This is a genomic window from Vibrio sp. JZG120, from assembly GCF_053890955.1.
This window is the reverse complement of the sequence record NZ_JBSRRK010000009.1, coordinates 14,769-32,263: the sequence shown is the minus strand read 5'-3', so window position 1 is coordinate 32,263 and position 17,495 is coordinate 14,769. Positions and strand designations below refer to the sequence as shown.

General features: G+C 46.0%; 15 protein-coding genes. 14 read left to right on the top strand and 1 reads right to left on the bottom strand.

The genetic code is table 11. The features are described 5' to 3' along the window. Positions 1-39 precede the first annotated feature (39 nt). The 6 genes from lepB to acpS all read left to right on the top strand — a co-directional run bounded on the left by lepB (position 40) and on the right by acpS (position 4,561). Positions 40-939: a signal peptidase I gene (gene lepB / locus ACWPOD_RS17770; protein WP_005380933.1), complete on the top strand. Its 900-nt coding sequence runs from the start codon at positions 40-42 to the stop codon at positions 937-939. Between the two features lie 20 nt (positions 940-959). Further along, positions 960-1,637 (top strand): ribonuclease III, encoded by a 678-nt coding sequence (gene rnc, locus ACWPOD_RS17765; protein WP_005393907.1) that lies wholly within the window; start codon positions 960-962, stop codon positions 1,635-1,637. Further along, positions 1,630-2,592 (top strand): GTPase Era, encoded by a 963-nt coding sequence (gene era, locus ACWPOD_RS17760; protein WP_145532503.1) that lies wholly within the window; start codon positions 1,630-1,632, stop codon positions 2,590-2,592. The genes rnc and era overlap by 8 nt, the downstream gene beginning before the upstream one ends. Before the next feature lie 115 nt (positions 2,593-2,707). After that, a complete protein-coding gene (recO, locus tag ACWPOD_RS17755; RefSeq protein ID WP_006743310.1) occupies positions 2,708-3,439 on the top strand; it encodes a DNA repair protein RecO in 732 nt (243 codons plus the stop codon). Beyond that, positions 3,436-4,167: a pyridoxine 5'-phosphate synthase gene (pdxJ, locus tag ACWPOD_RS17750; protein WP_048625989.1), complete on the top strand. Its 732-nt coding sequence runs from the start codon at positions 3,436-3,438 to the stop codon at positions 4,165-4,167. The genes recO and pdxJ overlap by 4 nt, the downstream gene beginning before the upstream one ends. A 13-nt stretch (positions 4,168-4,180) precedes the next feature. Further along, complete coding sequence (gene acpS / locus ACWPOD_RS17745; RefSeq protein WP_012841407.1) at positions 4,181-4,561, top strand: holo-ACP synthase; 381 nt, start codon at positions 4,181-4,183, stop codon at positions 4,559-4,561. A gap of 69 nt (positions 4,562-4,630) precedes the next feature. Here acpS and barA read toward each other — a convergent pair whose 3' ends face one another. After that, entirely contained in the window at positions 4,631-7,429 is a 2,799-nt protein-coding gene (gene barA, locus ACWPOD_RS17740) for a two-component sensor histidine kinase BarA (RefSeq protein WP_048625987.1), read from the bottom strand. Positions 7,430-7,621: 192 nt separating this feature from the next. Between barA and rlmD the strand changes: the two genes are divergently transcribed. The 8 genes from rlmD to ispF all read left to right on the top strand — a co-directional run bounded on the left by rlmD (position 7,622) and on the right by ispF (position 17,488). Continuing rightward, the gene (rlmD, locus tag ACWPOD_RS17735; RefSeq protein WP_456232103.1) at positions 7,622-8,941 is read left to right on the top strand and encodes a 23S rRNA (uracil(1939)-C(5))-methyltransferase RlmD; all 1,320 of its coding nucleotides are present in this window, start codon (positions 7,622-7,624) and stop codon (positions 8,939-8,941) included. Positions 8,942-9,064: 123 nt separating this feature from the next. Then, entirely contained in the window at positions 9,065-11,284 is a 2,220-nt protein-coding gene (relA, locus tag ACWPOD_RS17730; RefSeq protein WP_005393896.1) for a GTP diphosphokinase, read from the top strand. A gap of 225 nt (positions 11,285-11,509) precedes the next feature. After that, the gene (gene mazG, locus ACWPOD_RS17725) at positions 11,510-12,307 is read left to right on the top strand and encodes a nucleoside triphosphate pyrophosphohydrolase (RefSeq protein ID WP_258460226.1); all 798 of its coding nucleotides are present in this window, start codon (positions 11,510-11,512) and stop codon (positions 12,305-12,307) included. 211 nt (positions 12,308-12,518) lie between these two features. Next, positions 12,519-14,159, top strand: a complete 1,641-nt coding sequence (locus tag ACWPOD_RS17720) for a CTP synthase (RefSeq protein WP_005393892.1) — start codon at positions 12,519-12,521, stop codon at positions 14,157-14,159. Positions 14,160-14,237: 78 nt separating this feature from the next. Beyond that, positions 14,238-15,539, top strand: a complete 1,302-nt coding sequence (gene eno, locus ACWPOD_RS17715; protein WP_005383785.1) for a phosphopyruvate hydratase — start codon at positions 14,238-14,240, stop codon at positions 15,537-15,539. 467 nt (positions 15,540-16,006) lie between these two features. Then, entirely contained in the window at positions 16,007-16,288 is a 282-nt protein-coding gene (gene ftsB, locus ACWPOD_RS17710) for a cell division protein FtsB (RefSeq protein ID WP_005380907.1), read from the top strand. A 1-nt stretch (position 16,289) separates the two neighbouring features. Beyond that, positions 16,290-16,994, top strand: a complete 705-nt coding sequence (gene ispD / locus ACWPOD_RS17705) for a 2-C-methyl-D-erythritol 4-phosphate cytidylyltransferase (protein ID WP_065646112.1) — start codon at positions 16,290-16,292, stop codon at positions 16,992-16,994. 17 nt (positions 16,995-17,011) lie between these two features. Beyond that, complete coding sequence (gene ispF / locus ACWPOD_RS17700) at positions 17,012-17,488, top strand: 2-C-methyl-D-erythritol 2,4-cyclodiphosphate synthase (RefSeq protein WP_005393886.1); 477 nt, start codon at positions 17,012-17,014, stop codon at positions 17,486-17,488. Positions 17,489-17,495 lie beyond the last annotated feature (7 nt).

Genomic DNA, 17,495 nt, shown 5'->3' with positions numbered 1-17,495 from the left:
CGGCTCTTTCACTTTCGTATTTTTAGATAAGGGAATTTAATGGCGAATACATTCTCACTGATGCTGGTTATTGCGACTTTGGTAACTGGCGTGGTTTGGCTATTGGAAAAGCTGGTTTTCGCGAAAAAGCGTCAGGAAAAACTGGCGGAGATTCAAGCTCAGACGTCTAATGGTTTGGATGCAGTGACCTTGCAAAAAGTTGAGCGTCAGCCTTGGTGGGTTGAAAATAGCGTCTCAATTTTTCCTGTGATTGCGTTCGTTTTAGTATTACGTTCTTTTATCTACGAACCATTTCAAATCCCATCAGGCTCAATGATGCCGACTTTGTTGGTGGGTGACTTTATCTTGGTAGAAAAATACGCCTATGGCTTGAAAGATCCGGTATGGCGCACGCAGTTAGTTGAAACAGGTAAACCTGAGCGTGGTGATATCGTGGTATTCAAATACCCGCCACAACCAAGTGTGGATTACATTAAGCGTGTTGTTGGTTTGCCTGGTGATATAGTGCGTTATTCAAGTGATAAGCAGCTTTGCGTGCAAAGCCAAGGTGAATCGGCGTGTAAACCAGTTAAACTGAGCAATGTTGAAGAAAGTCAGTTTAGCTCGAACGGTATTCCAATGATCCAACTGGATGAAAAATTGGGTAACGTGGAGCACAATATTTTGGTTAACCCTCTTGTTCGTAACCGTGTGGAGCAATACTTCCCACGTAGCGGCACGACAGAGTGGGTTGTACCACAAGGTCAGTACTTTGTGATGGGTGATAACCGTGACAATAGTGCTGACAGCCGTTACTGGGGCTTCGTTCCTGAAGCAAACTTAGTCGGCAAAGCTGTCGCCATTTGGATCAGCTTCGAGTTTGATCGTGGCGCAGATAGCGTTCTACCTTCATGGATTCCAACTGGTGTGCGTTTTAACCGCATCGGTGGTATTCACTAACCATTTTATATCGAGAGAGTATGAATTCTCCAATTGATAAACTAGAGAGAAAGCTCGGCTACCAGTTTCAAGATGCCGGGCTTATCAACTTGGCGCTGACTCACCGCAGCGCCAACAGTAAGCATAATGAACGTCTTGAGTTTCTGGGCGATTCAATTTTAAGTTTTGTCATCGCTGATGATCTGTACCATCGTTTCCCGAAAGTGAACGAGGGTGACATGAGCCGTATGCGTGCTACTTTGGTTCGTGGACATACATTGGCGGAACTGGGTCGTGAATTCGATCTAGGAGATTATTTAAAATTAGGTCCAGGTGAATTGAAGAGTGGCGGTTTCCGCCGAGACTCTATTTTAGCCGATGCGGTTGAAGCCATTATTGGCGCAATTTACCTAGACAGCGATCTTGAAGTCGTGCGAGGCATTGTACTGAGTTGGTACAACTCACGCCTTGAAGCCATTAAACCTGGCGTCTCACAAAAAGATCCGAAAACTCGCCTACAAGAGTTCCTACAAGGCAGAAGAAAACCGCTGCCTGTGTACACAGTGACTAATATTAAAGGTGAAGCGCACAACCAAGAGTTTACGGTTGAGTGTGAAGTAGCAGGTGTGGACAAGCCTGTAATCGGGAAAGGCACCAGCCGCCGCAAGGCAGAACAAGCGGCTGCTGAAACAGCACTTGAGCAATTAACAAATGGCTGATAACGAATTCGATATCGATGCGTTTTTCGCATCACAAGGTGAGCTAAGCTCGCCAGAAAACCAGCACTGTGGCTTCATTGCTATTGTTGGTCGCCCAAACGTAGGTAAGTCGACACTTCTGAACAAAATCTTGGGTCAGAAGATTTCGATCACCTCACGTAAGCCGCAAACAACACGCCACCGCATTATGGGTGTGGACACGGATGGCGATTACCAAGCGATTTACGTCGACACGCCAGGACTTCACATTGAAGAAAAGCGTGCGATTAACCGCCTGATGAACCGTGCGGCTAACTCATCTCTAAGTGATGTAAACCTAGTGTTCTTCTTAGTCGATGGTACGCATTGGACCAAAGACGATGAGATGGTGCTAACTAAGCTTCAAAAATCGAACTTCCCAGTTGTGCTTTGTGTCAATAAAGTCGACAACGTGCAAGATCGTAACGAAGTGATGCTACACATGGCTGAGATGTCTAAGAAGATGGACTTCGTGGACGTTGTGCCAATCTCTGCGAAGCAAGGGAAGAACATTGATGTACTGCGTAAGCACGTGCGTAATCACTTACCTAAAGCAACGCACCACTTCCCAGAAGAATACGTGACTGATCGCTCCCAGCGTTTTATGGCATCTGAAATTGTGCGTGAAAAGTTAATGCGTTTCACGGGTGAAGAATTGCCATACTCGGTAACGGTCGAGATTGAACGTTTTGATTACAACCCAGAAACCGACGGTTTCCACATCAATGCCTTGATTCTTGTTGAGCGTAATGGCCAGAAGAAAATGGTGATTGGTAAAGGTGGCGAGAAGATCAAGACCATTGGTCGTGAAGCGCGTTTAGATATGGAAGAGTTGTTCGGTCGTAAGGTTTACCTAGAAACCTGGGTAAAAGTGAAATCTGGCTGGGCAGACGACGAACGAGCACTGCGCTCGTTGGGTTATATCGACGACTTATAATCTTGGCTGCGAAGATGCTTCGCTCCAACATCGATGAAAAATTAGTATCGATTAAAATAAGGAGCCGCTCGGCTCCTTATTTTTTATTTCACACTTTTTAGGCACAATGACTTAGATGAGTAATCTCTCTTCCGAAGGTTTACAGCGCTGTTTTGTATTACATCGCCGCCCTTACAGTGAATCGAGCTTAATCCTTGATGTATTCAGTGAGGAATATGGTCGAATGACTTTAATGGCCAAAGGCGCGCGCAGTAAGCGTTCGAACTTAAAAGGCGCATTGCAACCTTTTACTCCGCTGTTACTTAAATGGTCGGGAAAAGGTTCAATGAAGACTTTGCGTCAAGCTGAGCCGATAAGCCTAGGTTTACCGTTAACGGGCATTAATCTCTACTCTGCCATGTACGTTAATGAACTGATTGGTCGGATATTGATGGCTGAAGTGCCGATGCCAGCGCTATTTCATGATTATTTGCATGCGTTAACAGAGTTGGCACACAACGAGAACCCTGAGCCAGCACTGCGTCGTTTTGAGTTAGCATTGCTCTCTTCTATGGGGTATGGCGTGGATTTCTTGCACTGTGCAGGTACTGGCGAGCCCGTCGACCCAGAGATGACGTATCGTTACCGGGAACAAAAAGGCTTCATAGCTTCGGTTAGGCGCGATAACCTTACGTTTTTAGGGAATGAGCTGATTGCTATCAGTGAGCGGCGGTTCGTCACTAAAGAGCAGCTAAAAGCGGCAAAACGCTTTACACGTATAGCCTTAAAGCCGTATCTTGGCGGCAAACCTTTAAAAAGTCGTGAATTTTTCATTCAGACCCCCAGAGCACGGAGTAACGGAAAATGAGCTCAATTTATTTAGGCGTCAATATCGACCATATTGCCACTCTACGTAATGCACGTGGTACAAAATACCCTGATCCTGTTCACGCTGCAGAAATTGCTGAGCGTGCAGGCGCGGATGGTATCACAATTCACTTACGTGAAGACCGTCGCCATATTTTGGACCGTGATGTACGTATTCTGCGTGAAACCATTCAAACGCGCATGAATCTAGAGATGGCAGTGACGGACGAAATGGTTGAGATTGCGCTGCAAACTAAACCAGAGTTTGTGTGCTTAGTGCCTGAAAAACGTGAAGAACTGACGACGGAAGGTGGCTTGGACGTTGTGGGGCAGCTTGAAAAAATTAAAGCTGCGACGAAAAAGCTGACAGATGCAGGCATTAAAGTTTCACTCTTTATTGATGCTGATCGTCAACAGATTGAAGCTGCGAAAAAGTGTGGTGCTCCGTTTATTGAGCTGCACACGGGTCATTATGCTGATGCGACGACAGAAGACGAACAGCAAGCAGAACTGAAGAAGATTGCCGCTGGTGCGAGTTATGCTCATGACCTAGGTATTATTGTTAATGCCGGGCATGGCCTGACTTATCACAATGTCGCGCCAATTGCTGCATTACCAGAAATTTACGAACTCAACATTGGTCACTCAATCATTGGTCGCGCGGTATTTGATGGTTTGAATAAAGCGGTTGCGGACATGAAAGCACTGATGATTGAGGCACGCCAGTAATAGGGCTATCTAGATGGCGATTATAGGGTTAGGGACCGACATTGCAGAAATTGAGCGTATTGAAAAAGCGTTAGCTCGTAGTGGTGAGCCTTTTGCTCAGCGTATTCTTTCAGAAGAAGAAATGGCTAAATTTTCACAGCTTAAGCTGCAAGGCCGTTATCTTGCTAAGCGCTTTGCGGTCAAAGAAGCGGCCTCAAAAGCATTGGGGACAGGGATCGCGAAAGGGGTCACGTTTCACGATTTTTCCATCTCGAACGATGCGCTTGGAAAACCGGTGCTCGCATTGACGGGCACAGCAAAGCAAATAGCGGATGCGATGGGCGTTAACCACATTCACCTGTCCATTTCCGATGAGCGTCATTACGCTGTGGCGACGGTCATTTTTGAATCCTAGCTTGTAAGTCTTAAACAAAATACTAAAAAGCCAGAGCAGATGCTCTGGCTTTCTTGTCTCTCGAGCAGATTACTGTTCAAGGTATAATTTTGCAGTCGTTGTGACTTTAATCATTTCATCTTGCAGCTCGAACATTTCAGGCTCAACCTCCTCAAGACTGATCCCTGAGCGCAGTGCTTGCTCAAGCGTCGCACAGAGTGATTTCAGCCTAGGCACTCCGCAATATGAGCTACTGCCGTGCAGCTTATGGATGACATGAATTAGGTCATCACGGGAGATATCTTCTTGCTCCAGAGCTTGGTCAACGACTGCTTCTACTTCAGGGATAAACTCAACCAACATGCGCAGCATGTCTTTGGCTAGATCTTCTTTATTCGCGCTCTGTTTTAAGGCAGCTTGCCAATCAATAATCACATCCTGCTGAGGCGAAGAAACGGATTGTGGCGCGCTCCCTTCAGGCTCATCAACGTATGAAGGGGCGACTTTGCCAATGCTCTCTGTACAAGCATTTGGGTTCCAGTGAACCAAAACCTGTTGTAGCACATGCTCTTCAATAGGTTTGGTCAAGTAGTCATCCATTCCTGCCGAGAGCAAGCGATCTCTTTCACCCGCCATGGCATGCGCAGTTACCGCAATCACTGGCGTGTCTTTATTTAACTCCAACTCTTTAATGTGCTGACAAGCGGTCACACCATCCATTTGTGGCATTTGGATATCCATGAAGATTAAGTCGTACTTTTTCTCCGTCGCAAGGTTCACCGCTTGCTGGCCATTGCTACAGGCGGTGACGGTTTCTACTCGTTCGCGAAGCAGAGCGGAAATCAGCTTCAAGTTCGCTGGGTTATCATCCACCGCTAACACCGTCAGAGGTAAACGCTCCCCTTCGCTTGGCGTAATTGGAGCACTCAATGTTGGTGGTGATTCGACATGTTCGCTAATTAGGCTTTGTAGCAGTTTACGGCGAGACAACGGCTTCGTCAGGCATTGGACGTGATGCTCTGTCATAATTTGGTCGGCAAGTGCCAGTTCGGTACTCGGCGTCCCTAGGATCACACTCGGAGCCATGCGTTTCGCTTGTTCTATCCAAGGTGTAATGACGTCTGCATCATGCGTTTGATTTGCCGCTAAATTCAGTAATACATAGTCATATTGTTCTTCGTTTTTCGGTAGCGAAGAGCGATAGGTTACTAAGATACCTTCTTGACTTAGAATCTGTTGGGTTACGGATGCGGCTTGCATGTTTGGTTCAATCAACAGCAACTGTTTGCCAGTCAGAAGTTCCACTTCAATCAGTTCGCTCATCGGCATTTCGGTTGAGTGCAAGCGCACCGTAAACCAGAACGTCGAACCTTGGTGTAGGCGACTAGTTAAGCTGATCTCGCCACCCATCTGGCTTACCAATTTCTGCGTGATAACCAAACCTAACCCAGTGCCGCCGTAGCGACGTGAAATGCTGGCATCCGCTTGGCTGAACGCTTGGAATAATTGCGCTTGCTGACGTTCAGAAATACCAATGCCGGTATCACGCACCATGAATTGCAGTTCGACGGAGTCCCCAGATTGAGAGCGCATTTCAACGCTAACATCAATGTTGCCTCGCTCGGTAAACTTGATTGAGTTACCGACTAAGTTCGTCAAAATTTGCTGGATACGTAGTGGGTCCCCAACTAAACCCGGTGGAATTTTAGGGTCCACTTTTAGGGTGATTTCTAACCCTTTCTCATGTGCACTTGTGGCTTGTAGGTTAATCACTTCTTCTAAACTTTCTCGGAAATCAAACGGAATGTTTTCCAGCGCCAGCTTACCCGCCTCTAGTTTCGAGAAGTCGAGAATGTCATTGATGATGTTCAGTAGATTGTTCGCCGACTTCTCAATCGTCTGTAGGTAATCAGTTTGGCTGTTAGAAAGCTGTGTTTTAAGCATTTGACGAGTAAAGCCAATAACCCCATTGAGCGGAGTACGCAGTTCGTGCGACATGTTCGCCAAGAACTCAGATTTAACCCTGGCCGCTTCTTGCGCGCGTTTCTTCGCGATATCTAACTCAACGTTCTGAATCTCTAGCTGCTCAAGCGTTTCACGCAAGTCTGATGTGGCTTGGTCTATACTGTGCTGCATCTCCACGTGATATTCCGATAGCGATACCGCCATGGCGTTAATACCGTTTTTCAGTTGGTCTAACTCACCGTGCATTTTACCTTCGATACGCACGTCTAGGTGACCACGGCGAATGCGGTCAACGACATTCTTCATGTGGGTGATAGGCTGGGTAACATCGTGCATCAGACGTGAAGCAAACACACTTGCCAAGCCAAGACCGAGTATAAGAACTAAAAAAGCAGAGAAAACTTCTTGATACTGTTGCAGCCTCAAAGAGGAGAGATCTAACTCAACGGCAATATAACCAATTGCTTTGGTTCCTTGGCTTTCGTTCGACAACTCCGCTAAATAGTGACCCTCTGACAAAATAGGTACGCGCAATATCAGTGAGTTTTCGTAGATTTCCGAATTGCCCAGTTGCGGGATCGGCTTATCTTTAGGGAACATCAAGGCTTCGAAATTAGGGTGAAAGTTAGATGTCACGAAGAGCTCATGATGTTCATCAAACACCGCGATACTACGAACCAGTTTAGAGTTTTTGCGATGGGCGTAGCTTATCAAGCGACGTACCGCCTCTCGGCTTTCTGATAGTAGATGAGTTTCACTGGCAATTGCTAACGGCTCAATGATGCTGTTACCAGTGGTGATAACTTGTTTCTCAAGATCTTGGTAGCGGTTGAAAGAGAAAAAACCGCTCAGTAATAAACCAATGATGAGAGTGGGAGCGAGAGTCAGTGTAATTACACGTGCTCGTAAGCCATATCTGGTCATGTTATCTAATTACATCGGAGTCTGGATATGGGAAAATAACGCATTATTTCTCAAGCGCACGATAAGGCGTTGAGCAAAGAAGTGACGTCACCTAATAAAAGGTAAGCATAATCAAGTCACTCGAATCACACAACGGCTGCAATCAAGAATAGTGAAGCCGAAGAGCAATTAGACATAAATCAGGCATAGAGCATGGCACGCATCTTTCAACCGAAAAAGAAAACCCAACTCAATACTCGTCATCAAGCGGTGCAAGTGGAGCGTTTAGATCACCACGGCGCAGGTATTGCTTACCTAAAGAAAAAACCGCTGTTTATTGATGGCGCATTGCCGGGAGAAGAAGTCGTCACACAATTAGTGGAAGAAAAAAGTAAATTTGCTCGCGGTAAACTGATTAAGATTCTTAAGCCGAGTGACACTCGCGTGGAGCCATTTTGCCCACATTATCATGAGTGCGGTGGCTGTGATTTGCAGCATCTAGATTATGACCAACAATTGACGTACAAACAGCAAACGTTGCGTCAGCTAATGAGAAAATTTTCAGGCAATGATATTGAGCTTGATGCGCCATTATTAGGGGATTCACTGGCCTATCGTCGTCGTGCGCGAGTGAGCTTATTTGTCGATAAAAAAACACGTCAATTGCACTTTGGTTTCCGTAAAAAGCAGAGTAAGCAAATTGTGCAAGTGACCGACTGCCCAGTGCTGGCGCCGGAACTGAACGTTCTGCTTCCAGAGATTTATTCAGTACTAAAAGCGTATAAAAAGCCGGAACAATTGGGCCATGTAGAGCTGGTACTTGGTGATAATGGGCCGTGTATTACGCTGCGCCACTTGAGCGCTCTGACAACGAGTGAAACTCAATCTCTAACGGAGTTGGCAAAACGTCATGGTGCATCGTTGTACTTAATGCCATCGACAGAGCAATTAGACCTTATCGAAGGCGATATGCCTTTTTATCAAGAAGTTGGCGTGAAAATCCCTTTTGAACCAAATAACTTTATTCAAGTAAACCAAGGTGTAAACCAACAAATGGTCAAACAAGCGGTTGAGTGGTTAGACCCACAAAAGAGTGACCGAGTGTTAGATTTGTTCTGCGGCGTAGGCAACTTCAGTTTACCGATTGCGAAGTTAGTTAAGCACGTAGTTGGGGTCGAGGGTGTTGCAGAGATGGTCGAAAAAGCTACAAATAATGCATCCTTGAACCAAATCAATAATGCGCAATTTTATCACGCTAACCTTGAGCAAGATTTTGAAGGGCAGGTCTGGGCGGCAGAACGGTTTGATAAAGTGCTGTTAGACCCAGCACGCGCGGGGGCAAGTGGGATCATCGATCAAGTTTCTGAGCTTGGCGCACAGCGTGTAGTTTATGTTTCTTGTAATCCTGCTACCCTTGCTAGGGACAGCCAAAGCTTGATGGAGCAAGGCTATAAATTAACTAAATTAGGTATGCTGGACATGTTCCCTCATACCAGTCATCTAGAATCGATGGCATTGTTTGAAAAGTCCTAACTTTAGGACTTTGGCACCTTATTTGTGGTGGGTGGTCATAAAGCCAGCGTTTACGCGCAGGTAAAAGAACTAACCTGGACGGTGTTAGTCAAACCACACGAATATAATAATTAGGATGATGAGATGGTTGCGGTAAGAAGCGCGCATTTAAACCAAGATGAACAGTTTGAACTCGAAAACTGGGTGGCTAGCCTAGGACAAGAGAAAAACACAGCCTCACGCTTAATCGAAGTATATCGAGATTGCCAGACGGTATTAGCCGATAACGAGCAAGCGGAACTGTTGTTGTGGCGTGGACGAGAAATGATCGAAATTTTGATCACCTTGTCTATGGATCAGGCCACCTTAGTGGCTGCACAACTGTTTCCTTTGGTTTCAAGTGGTGCTTTTAACAGAGAAATTCTGGAAGAGAAATACAGCAAAGAAATCATAAAATTAATTGATGGCGTTGAAGAGATGGCGGCTATTGGCCAACTCAATGTCAACATGGAAGGCAGTGCAGCGTCATCTCAGGTAGATAACGTACGCCGTATGCTGCTTGCCATGGTGGATGACTTCCGCTGCGTGGTTATCAAGCTCGCGGAACGAATTTGTAATCTTATTGAAGTTAAAAAAGCGCCTGATGAGGTTCGACGTGCGGCGGCAAAAGAGTGTGCCAACATCTATGCGCCGCTAGCAAACCGATTAGGCATCGGTCAGCTGAAATGGGAAATTGAAGATTACGCTTTCCGCTACCAACAACCGGAAACTTACAAACAAATTGCCAAGCAGCTTTCTGAGCGACGTATTGTTCGTGAACAGTACATCAAAGACTTTGTTGAAGACCTCACGCACGAAATGGAAGTGTCAGGCATCAATGCTGAAGTGAGCGGTCGACCTAAGCACATCTACAGCATTTGGCGAAAAATGCAGAAAAAGAGTTTGGCATTCGATGAGCTGTTTGATGTGCGAGCAGTACGTATCATCGCAGACAAACTGCAAGACTGTTACGCGGCTTTGGGCGTAGTTCACACCAAATACAAGCACCTACCGAGCGAGTTTGATGACTACGTTGCTAACCCTAAACCAAACGGTTATCAATCGATCCACACCGTAATTCTAGGGCCAGAAGGCAAAACCATCGAGATCCAGATTCGTACCAAGCAAATGCATGAAGAGTCGGAGCTGGGTGTTGCAGCGCACTGGAAATATAAAGAAGGGGCAAGCAGCCGAAGCGGTTATGATGAGAAGATTACGTGGCTGCGTAAGCTACTGGATTGGCAAGAAGAAATGTCAGATTCTGGCGAAATGCTTGATGAGCTACGTAGCCAAGTCTTTGATGATCGCGTCTATGCCTTTACACCTCGCGGCGATGTTGTCGATTTACCAATGGGGGCAACGCCGCTAGATTTTGCCTACCATATTCACTCCGAAGTGGGACACCGTTGTATCGGCGCCAAAGTCGGAGGCCGCATCGTACCGTTTACTCATAAACTACATATGGGTGATCAGGTTGAGATTATCACTCAGAAAGAACCTAACCCATCACGTGACTGGTTAAACCCATCATTAGGCTTCGTTCATTCTGGCCGCGCGCGTGCCAAAATTAACGCCTGGTTCCGAAAGCAAAGCCGTGAGAAGAACCTCGAAGCGGGTCGTGAAATTCTTGAACATGAGTTAGCAAAAATTGGCGCAACGTTAAAAGATGCTGAGCATTACGCTCTCAAACGGTTTAACGTCAAAACACCAGATGAGCTTTACGTTGGTGTTGGTAGCGGTGATTTGCGTATCAACCAAATCATTAACCATATTAATGCGCTCGTTAACAAGCCAACGGCAGAAGAAGAAGACCAGCAAGCACTGGAAAAACTGCAAGAAGCAGAGCACAAATCACCAGCGCAAAGCCGACCGAAAAAAGACGCCGTCGTTGTAGAAGGCGTTGATAACCTAATGACGCACCTAGCGCGTTGCTGTCAGCCAATTCCAGGTGACGATATCTGTGGTTACATTACGCAAGGCCGAGGGATTTCAGTACACCGTAGTGACTGTGAACAGCTAGAAGAACTGCGCCATCACGCGCCAGAGCGTATCATCGATACTGTCTGGGGCAGCGGCTTCGTCGGGTCATACATCCTCACCGTCCGTGTTGAAGCGATGGAGCGAGGTGGTCTACTCAAAGACATTACGACACTGTTCGCCAACGAAAAGATCAAAGTGACCAGTATGAAGAACCGAGTCGATTACAGACGTCAACTTGCTATCATGGACTTTGATCTAGAAGTCACCAATATTGAAGTGCTTTCTCGTGTTTCGAAACGGGTAGAACAAATAAAGGATGTCATGACGGTGAAACGCCTCGGCTAAAATTCTCGTCATACTTGAAGCTGATAGCGTTGTTGCCTGCGCTCACTCCGGAGTGCCGGCCCAGGCTCATCACATAGGCGAGCTATGCTCAGGAGTCGCGAAAACTTGTTGCCTTGTCAAAGTAACAATTACTTAGTGAAAGCTGCTGAGAAAATATAATGTAGAAGGTGAGTGGTTTTGGCTGCTCACCTTTTTCTTTAGTAGAAAGGTTTAAAGGAACAAAAAATGAGTCATCCAATTGAACAATTAGAACAAATCATGGCGAAGTTGCGTGACCCAGAAAACGGTTGCCCTTGGGACTTAAAACAAACCTTTGACACCATCGTTCCGCATACAATAGAAGAAACCTACGAAGTGGTGGACGCGATTCAAAATCGAGATTGGCCCAATCTAAAAGAAGAGCTAGGGGATTTGTTGTTTCAGGTGATTTTTTACAGCCAGCTAGCGAAAGAGCAAGAGCTGTTCGAATTTTCGGATGTTGTCGAAACTGTGAATGAAAAACTGACTCGCCGTCATCCGCATGTTTTTTCAGATGTTGAGTTTGAATCGGACGAGGAAATCAACGCCAACTGGGAAGCGGAAAAAGCAAAAGAAAAAGCGCAGGTAGGCAAAGCGGAAGAAAGTATCCTAGACTCAATACCAAACTCTTTGCCGGCACTTTCTCGTGCTACAAAGATACAGAAAAAATGTGCGAAATATGGATTTGACTGGGACTCTCTTGGCCCGGTCGTCGATAAGGTGCGAGAAGAAATTGATGAAGTCATGGAAGAAGCACTACAAGTTCAGCCTGATGAAGAAAAAGTGGAGTTGGAACTCGGCGATTTGCTATTTGCGACCGTCAATTTGGCACGCCATCTTGATAAAAATCCAGAAGTCGCACTAGGGAAAGCAAACTTAAAGTTTGCGAGACGTTTTAAGCAAGTTGAAGGAAAGGTCCAGCAGTCAGGCAAAGCGCTTACAGATTGTTCTTTATCAGAGCTCGACGATTTCTGGGATGAAGTAAAGCGAGAAGAGTCTAGATAGGGGAAAATAAGCGGAATATACAATATGAGGCCAGTTTGCCTCTTAACACGAAAACGGACTTTGGTTTGTCTTTGCTCACTTTGATTTGAAGCAAAAAATAAAAAATTACGGTGTGATAGATTTCACGTTGTGGCGGTAAGGAGCTTCTGGTATATTTATCTCCCGTCCAGAAGCACTCCATTTCCCTCATTCAACCAATTTCAGGTTAAACATGACGACAAATTACATTTTTGTTACTGGCGGGGTTGTATCCTCTCTAGGTAAAGGTATTGCAGCAGCATCTCTTGCGGCTATTCTAGAAGCTCGTGGTCTTAAAGTGACTATGATGAAGCTTGACCCTTACATCAACGTTGACCCGGGCACAATGAGCCCTACTCAGCACGGTGAAGTGTTCGTTACAGAAGATGGCGCAGAGACTGACCTTGACCTTGGTCACTACGAGCGTTTCATCCGTACCAAGATGACCAAGCGTAACAACTTTACTGCAGGTCGTGTTTATGCCGACGTACTTCGTAAAGAACGTCGTGGTGACTACCTAGGCGCAACTATTCAAGTTATCCCTCACATCACTAACGCGATCAAAGACCGTGTAATTGCTGGCTCTGAAGGCCATGATGTGGCTATCGTTGAAGTTGGCGGTACCGTTGGTGATATCGAATCACTACCATTTATGGAAGCGATTCGTCAGCTAGCCGTTGAACTAGGCCGTGAGCGCGCAATGTTCATGCACCTAACACTTGTTCCTTACCTAGCGGCAGCGGGCGAAGTGAAAACTAAGCCAACTCAACACTCTGTAAAAGAACTTCTATCTATCGGTATTCAGCCAGATATCCTAGTTTGCCGTAGCGACCGCGTTATTCCAGCGAATGAACGTAAGAAAATCGCACTATTCTGTAATGTTCCAGAAAAAGCAGTAATTTCAATGAAGGACGTAGATTCTATCTACAAGATTCCTCAATTGATCAAGTCTCAAGGTCTAGATGATCTTGTGTGTGCTCGCTTTGGCATCACAGCTCCTGAAGCTGATCTTTCTGAGTGGGAACAGGTTATTTACGAAGAAGCAAATCCTACTGGTGAAGTAACCATCGGTATGGTTGGTAAATACACTGAATTGCCAGATGCATACAAGTCTGTGAACGAAGCGCTTAAACACGCTGGCTTGAAAAACCGTCTAAGTGTCACAATTAAGTATGTAGACTCACAAGATATCGAAACAAAAGGTGTTGAGCTGCTAGAAGGCTTAGACGCGATCCTAGTACCAGGTGGCTTCGGCGATCGTGGTATTGAAGGCAAGATCCGTGCAGCTCAATACGCACGTGAAAACAATGTGCCTTACCTAGGTATTTGTTTGGGTATGCAAGTTGCACTAATTGAATACGCGCGTAACGTTGCGGGTATGGAAGGTGCACATTCAACAGAATTTAACAAAGAGACTAAGTACCCTGTGGTAGGTTTGATCACAGAGTGGGTAGACGAGTCAGGTAACGTAGAAGAGCGTACTGAAAAGTCTGACCTAGGTGGTACGATGCGTCTTGGTTCACAGCTATGTCATCTAGAGAAAGGGACGAAAGCTCGTGAACTTTACGGTAGCGCGACGATCCATGAACGTCACCGTCACCGTTACGAAGTGAATAATGTGCTTCGTCCGCAAATCGAAAAAGCAGGTCTGAAAGTTTCTGGCCTATCAGCGGACAAGAAGTTAGTGGAAATGATTGAGAACCCAGCTCACCCATGGTTTGTAGCGGCTCAGTTCCACCCAGAATTCACATCGACTCCTCGCGATGGCCACCCATTGTTTGCAGGTTTCGTTAAAGCTGCGGGCCAAAACGCACGCGGCGAATTCGAGAAGTAAAAGGATACGGGCGGCGGCGAAGGTTGTGCTGCTGCCCTTTAAAATTGACATTTATATTTGAAACGAGAGGAAACATTAATGTCTAAGATCGTTAAAGTTCTAGGTCGTGAAATCATCGACTCACGTGGTAACCCAACTGTAGAAGCTGAAGTACACCTAGAAGGCGGTTTCGTAGGTATGGCGGCAGCTCCATCTGGCGCATCTACTGGTTCTCGCGAAGCTCTTGAGCTACGTGACGGTGACAAAGCACGTTTCCTAGGTAAAGGTGTTCTTAAAGCAGTTGAAGCTGTAAACGGCCCAATCGCTGAAGCTCTAGTTGGCAAAGACGCTAAAGACCAAGCTGCAATCGACGCAGTAATGATCGAACTAGACGGCACTGAAAACAAATCTAAATTCGGTGCTAACGCTATCCTAGCTGTTTCTCTAGCAAACGCTAAAGCTGCTGCTGCAGCTAAAGGCATGCCTCTATACGAGCACATCGCTGAACTAAACGGTACAGCTGGTCAGTTCTCTATGCCTCTACCAATGATGAACATCATCAACGGTGGTGAGCACGCAGACAACAACGTTGACATCCAAGAGTTCATGATCCAACCAGTTGGTGCTAAGACTCTTAAAGAAGGTCTACGTATCGGTGCAGAAGTATTCCACAACCTAGCTAAAGTTCTTAAGTCTAAAGGCTACAGCACTGCAGTTGGTGACGAAGGTGGTTTCGCTCCTAACCTTAAATCTAACGCAGAAGCTCTAGAAGTTATCGCAGAAGCTGTTGCAGCTGCTGGTTACGAACTAGGTAAAGACGTTACTCTAGCTATGGACTGTGCAGCATCTGAGTTCTTCGACAAAGAAGCTGGCATCTACAACATGAAAGGCGAAGGTAAAACTTTCACTTCTGAAGAGTTCAACCACTACCTAGCTGAGCTAGCTAACCAATTCCCAATCGTTTCTATCGAAGACGGTCTAGACGAGTCTGACTGGGATGGCTTCAAGCACCAAACTGAACTACTAGGTGACAAACTTCAACTAGTAGGTGACGACCTATTCGTTACTAACACTAAGATCCTTGCTGAAGGTATCGAGAAAGGCGTAGCTAACTCTATCCTTATCAAGTTCAACCAAATCGGTTCTCTAACTGAGACTCTAGCTGCAATCAAGATGGCTAAAGACGCAGGTTACACAGCAGTAATCTCTCACCGTTCTGGCGAAACTGAAGATGCAACTATCGCTGACCTAGCGGTAGGTACTGCTGCAGGTCAAATCAAAACTGGTTCTATGAGCCGTTCTGACCGTGTTGCTAAGTACAACCAACTAATCCGTATCGAGGAAGCTCTAGGTGAGCGCGCTCCTTTCAACGGTCTTAAAGAAGTTAAAGGTCAAGCTTAATTCTTAATTGAATAAGTTTAGCTAAATAGCTTTCTAGAAACGCTCCACTTCGGTGGGGCGTTTTTTATTTAAGAGCGATGAGCCGTTCTGGCCGTGTTGCTTGCCATACCTAAAGAAAGCAACCCATTTATCTGCATCGAGGAAGCTCTAGGTGAGCACGCTCCTCCATGTTTCAAAGAAGCGGTCTTAAAGAAGTTCAAGCTTAGTTCTTCATTGGATTAACCGCTTAGATTGAAGCTTTGAAAATCCCCTGATTTTGCGGGGTGTTTTTTGTATCTATAGGCTTGTATTTCTTGGTCTTACTTTGGTGAGTGCTAAGAATCGCTTCATATGTCTTTGTTTCATTTTGCTGCCTATTTCTTGTAAGGAGCGTGTGAGTCTCCCTTTCTCCCCTAGAGGCGACCTCGCATTTATGCTATATATGTCACCTTATCTAATTCCTTCCGGTACAGAATGTTAGCAGCGATATGCGAATCTTTGTTATAGCCCTTACGCTACTGTTTGGCTTGCTTCAATACACTCTATGGTTTGGTAAAAACGGAGTGTCTGACTACTACACAGTAAAAGATGAAATTGAAGTTCAGCAACAAGTGAACAGCAAGCTACAAGCTCGCAATAATGAAATGTTTGCTGAGATTGATGACTTAAGGCAAGGTCTTGATGCGATTGAAGAACGTGCGCGTCATGAGCTTGGTTTAGTTAAAGATGGCGAGACTTTCTACCGCATTATAGGTGAGGAAAATCATTAAAATGTTGGATGTGAACTCATCGCATGTCGCAATTGTTCCCGCTGCCGGTGTCGGTAGTCGAATGAAGGCTGACCGCCCTAAGCAATATTTATTGATCGACGGAAAAGCGGTGCTGGAACACACTGTAGAAAAGTTGCTGTCGCACCCACGAATTTCGAAAGTGGTTGTCGCCATTACCGAAGGTGACCCTTATTTCCCTGAGTTAACCATCGCGAACCATCCCGATGTAATTCAAGTCGCGGGTGGCAAAGAGCGCGCTGATTCCGTACTTTCAGGGCTAAACTATGTCAATGAACATCTGGAAAGCGAGTGGGTATTGGTCCACGACGCTGCAAGGCCATGTGTATTAACATCCGACATTGACCGTTTGATTGATGTTTGCTGCGCTCACCCAACGGGTGGCATCCTCGCATCTCCAGTGAGAGACACAATGAAGCGAGCAAATGCAGCACAAGATATCGGTCATACGGTAGAGAGAGAAGCATTGTGGCATGCATTAACTCCACAAATGTTTAAAACTCAACAACTGACTCGAGCACTGGCTGACGCATTAGAACAAGGCGTAGCCATCACGGATGAAGCATCGGCTTTAGAGTGGTTGGGCGAAACGCCTGCTTTAGTCCAGGGTAATGCGAATAACATAAAAATTACTCAGCCAGAAGATCTCGCGTTAGCCGAGTTTTATCTGAGCCGTGAGCGCGGCTAAAAAAGAAAGGATAAAAAATGATTCGAATTGGTCACGGTTTTGACGTGCATAAATTTGGTGGTGAAGGCCCGGTCATTATCGGTGGTGTTGCTATCCCTTACGAGCAGGGCTTAGTAGCCCACTCAGATGGTGATGTTGCTCTTCATGCTTTGACTGATGCGCTACTCGGGGCGATTGCTGCGGGTGATATTGGTCGTCACTTCCCGGATACCGACGATAAATGGAAAGGGGCAAATAGCCGCGAATTGTTGAAGGACGTTTATCGTCGTGTCAAAGAGCAAGGCTACCGCCTTGGTAATGCCGATGTCACCATCATGGCACAAGCACCTAAGATGGCACCTCATATTGACGCGATGTGTGCGGCGATTGCGGAAGACCTAGAAACCGATATTAGTAACATTAACGTAAAAGCGACGACGACAGAGCGTCTCGGTTTTACTGGACGCAAAGAAGGCATTGCAACGGAAGCCGTGGTGCTTCTGTTCAAGCAATAATTAACCA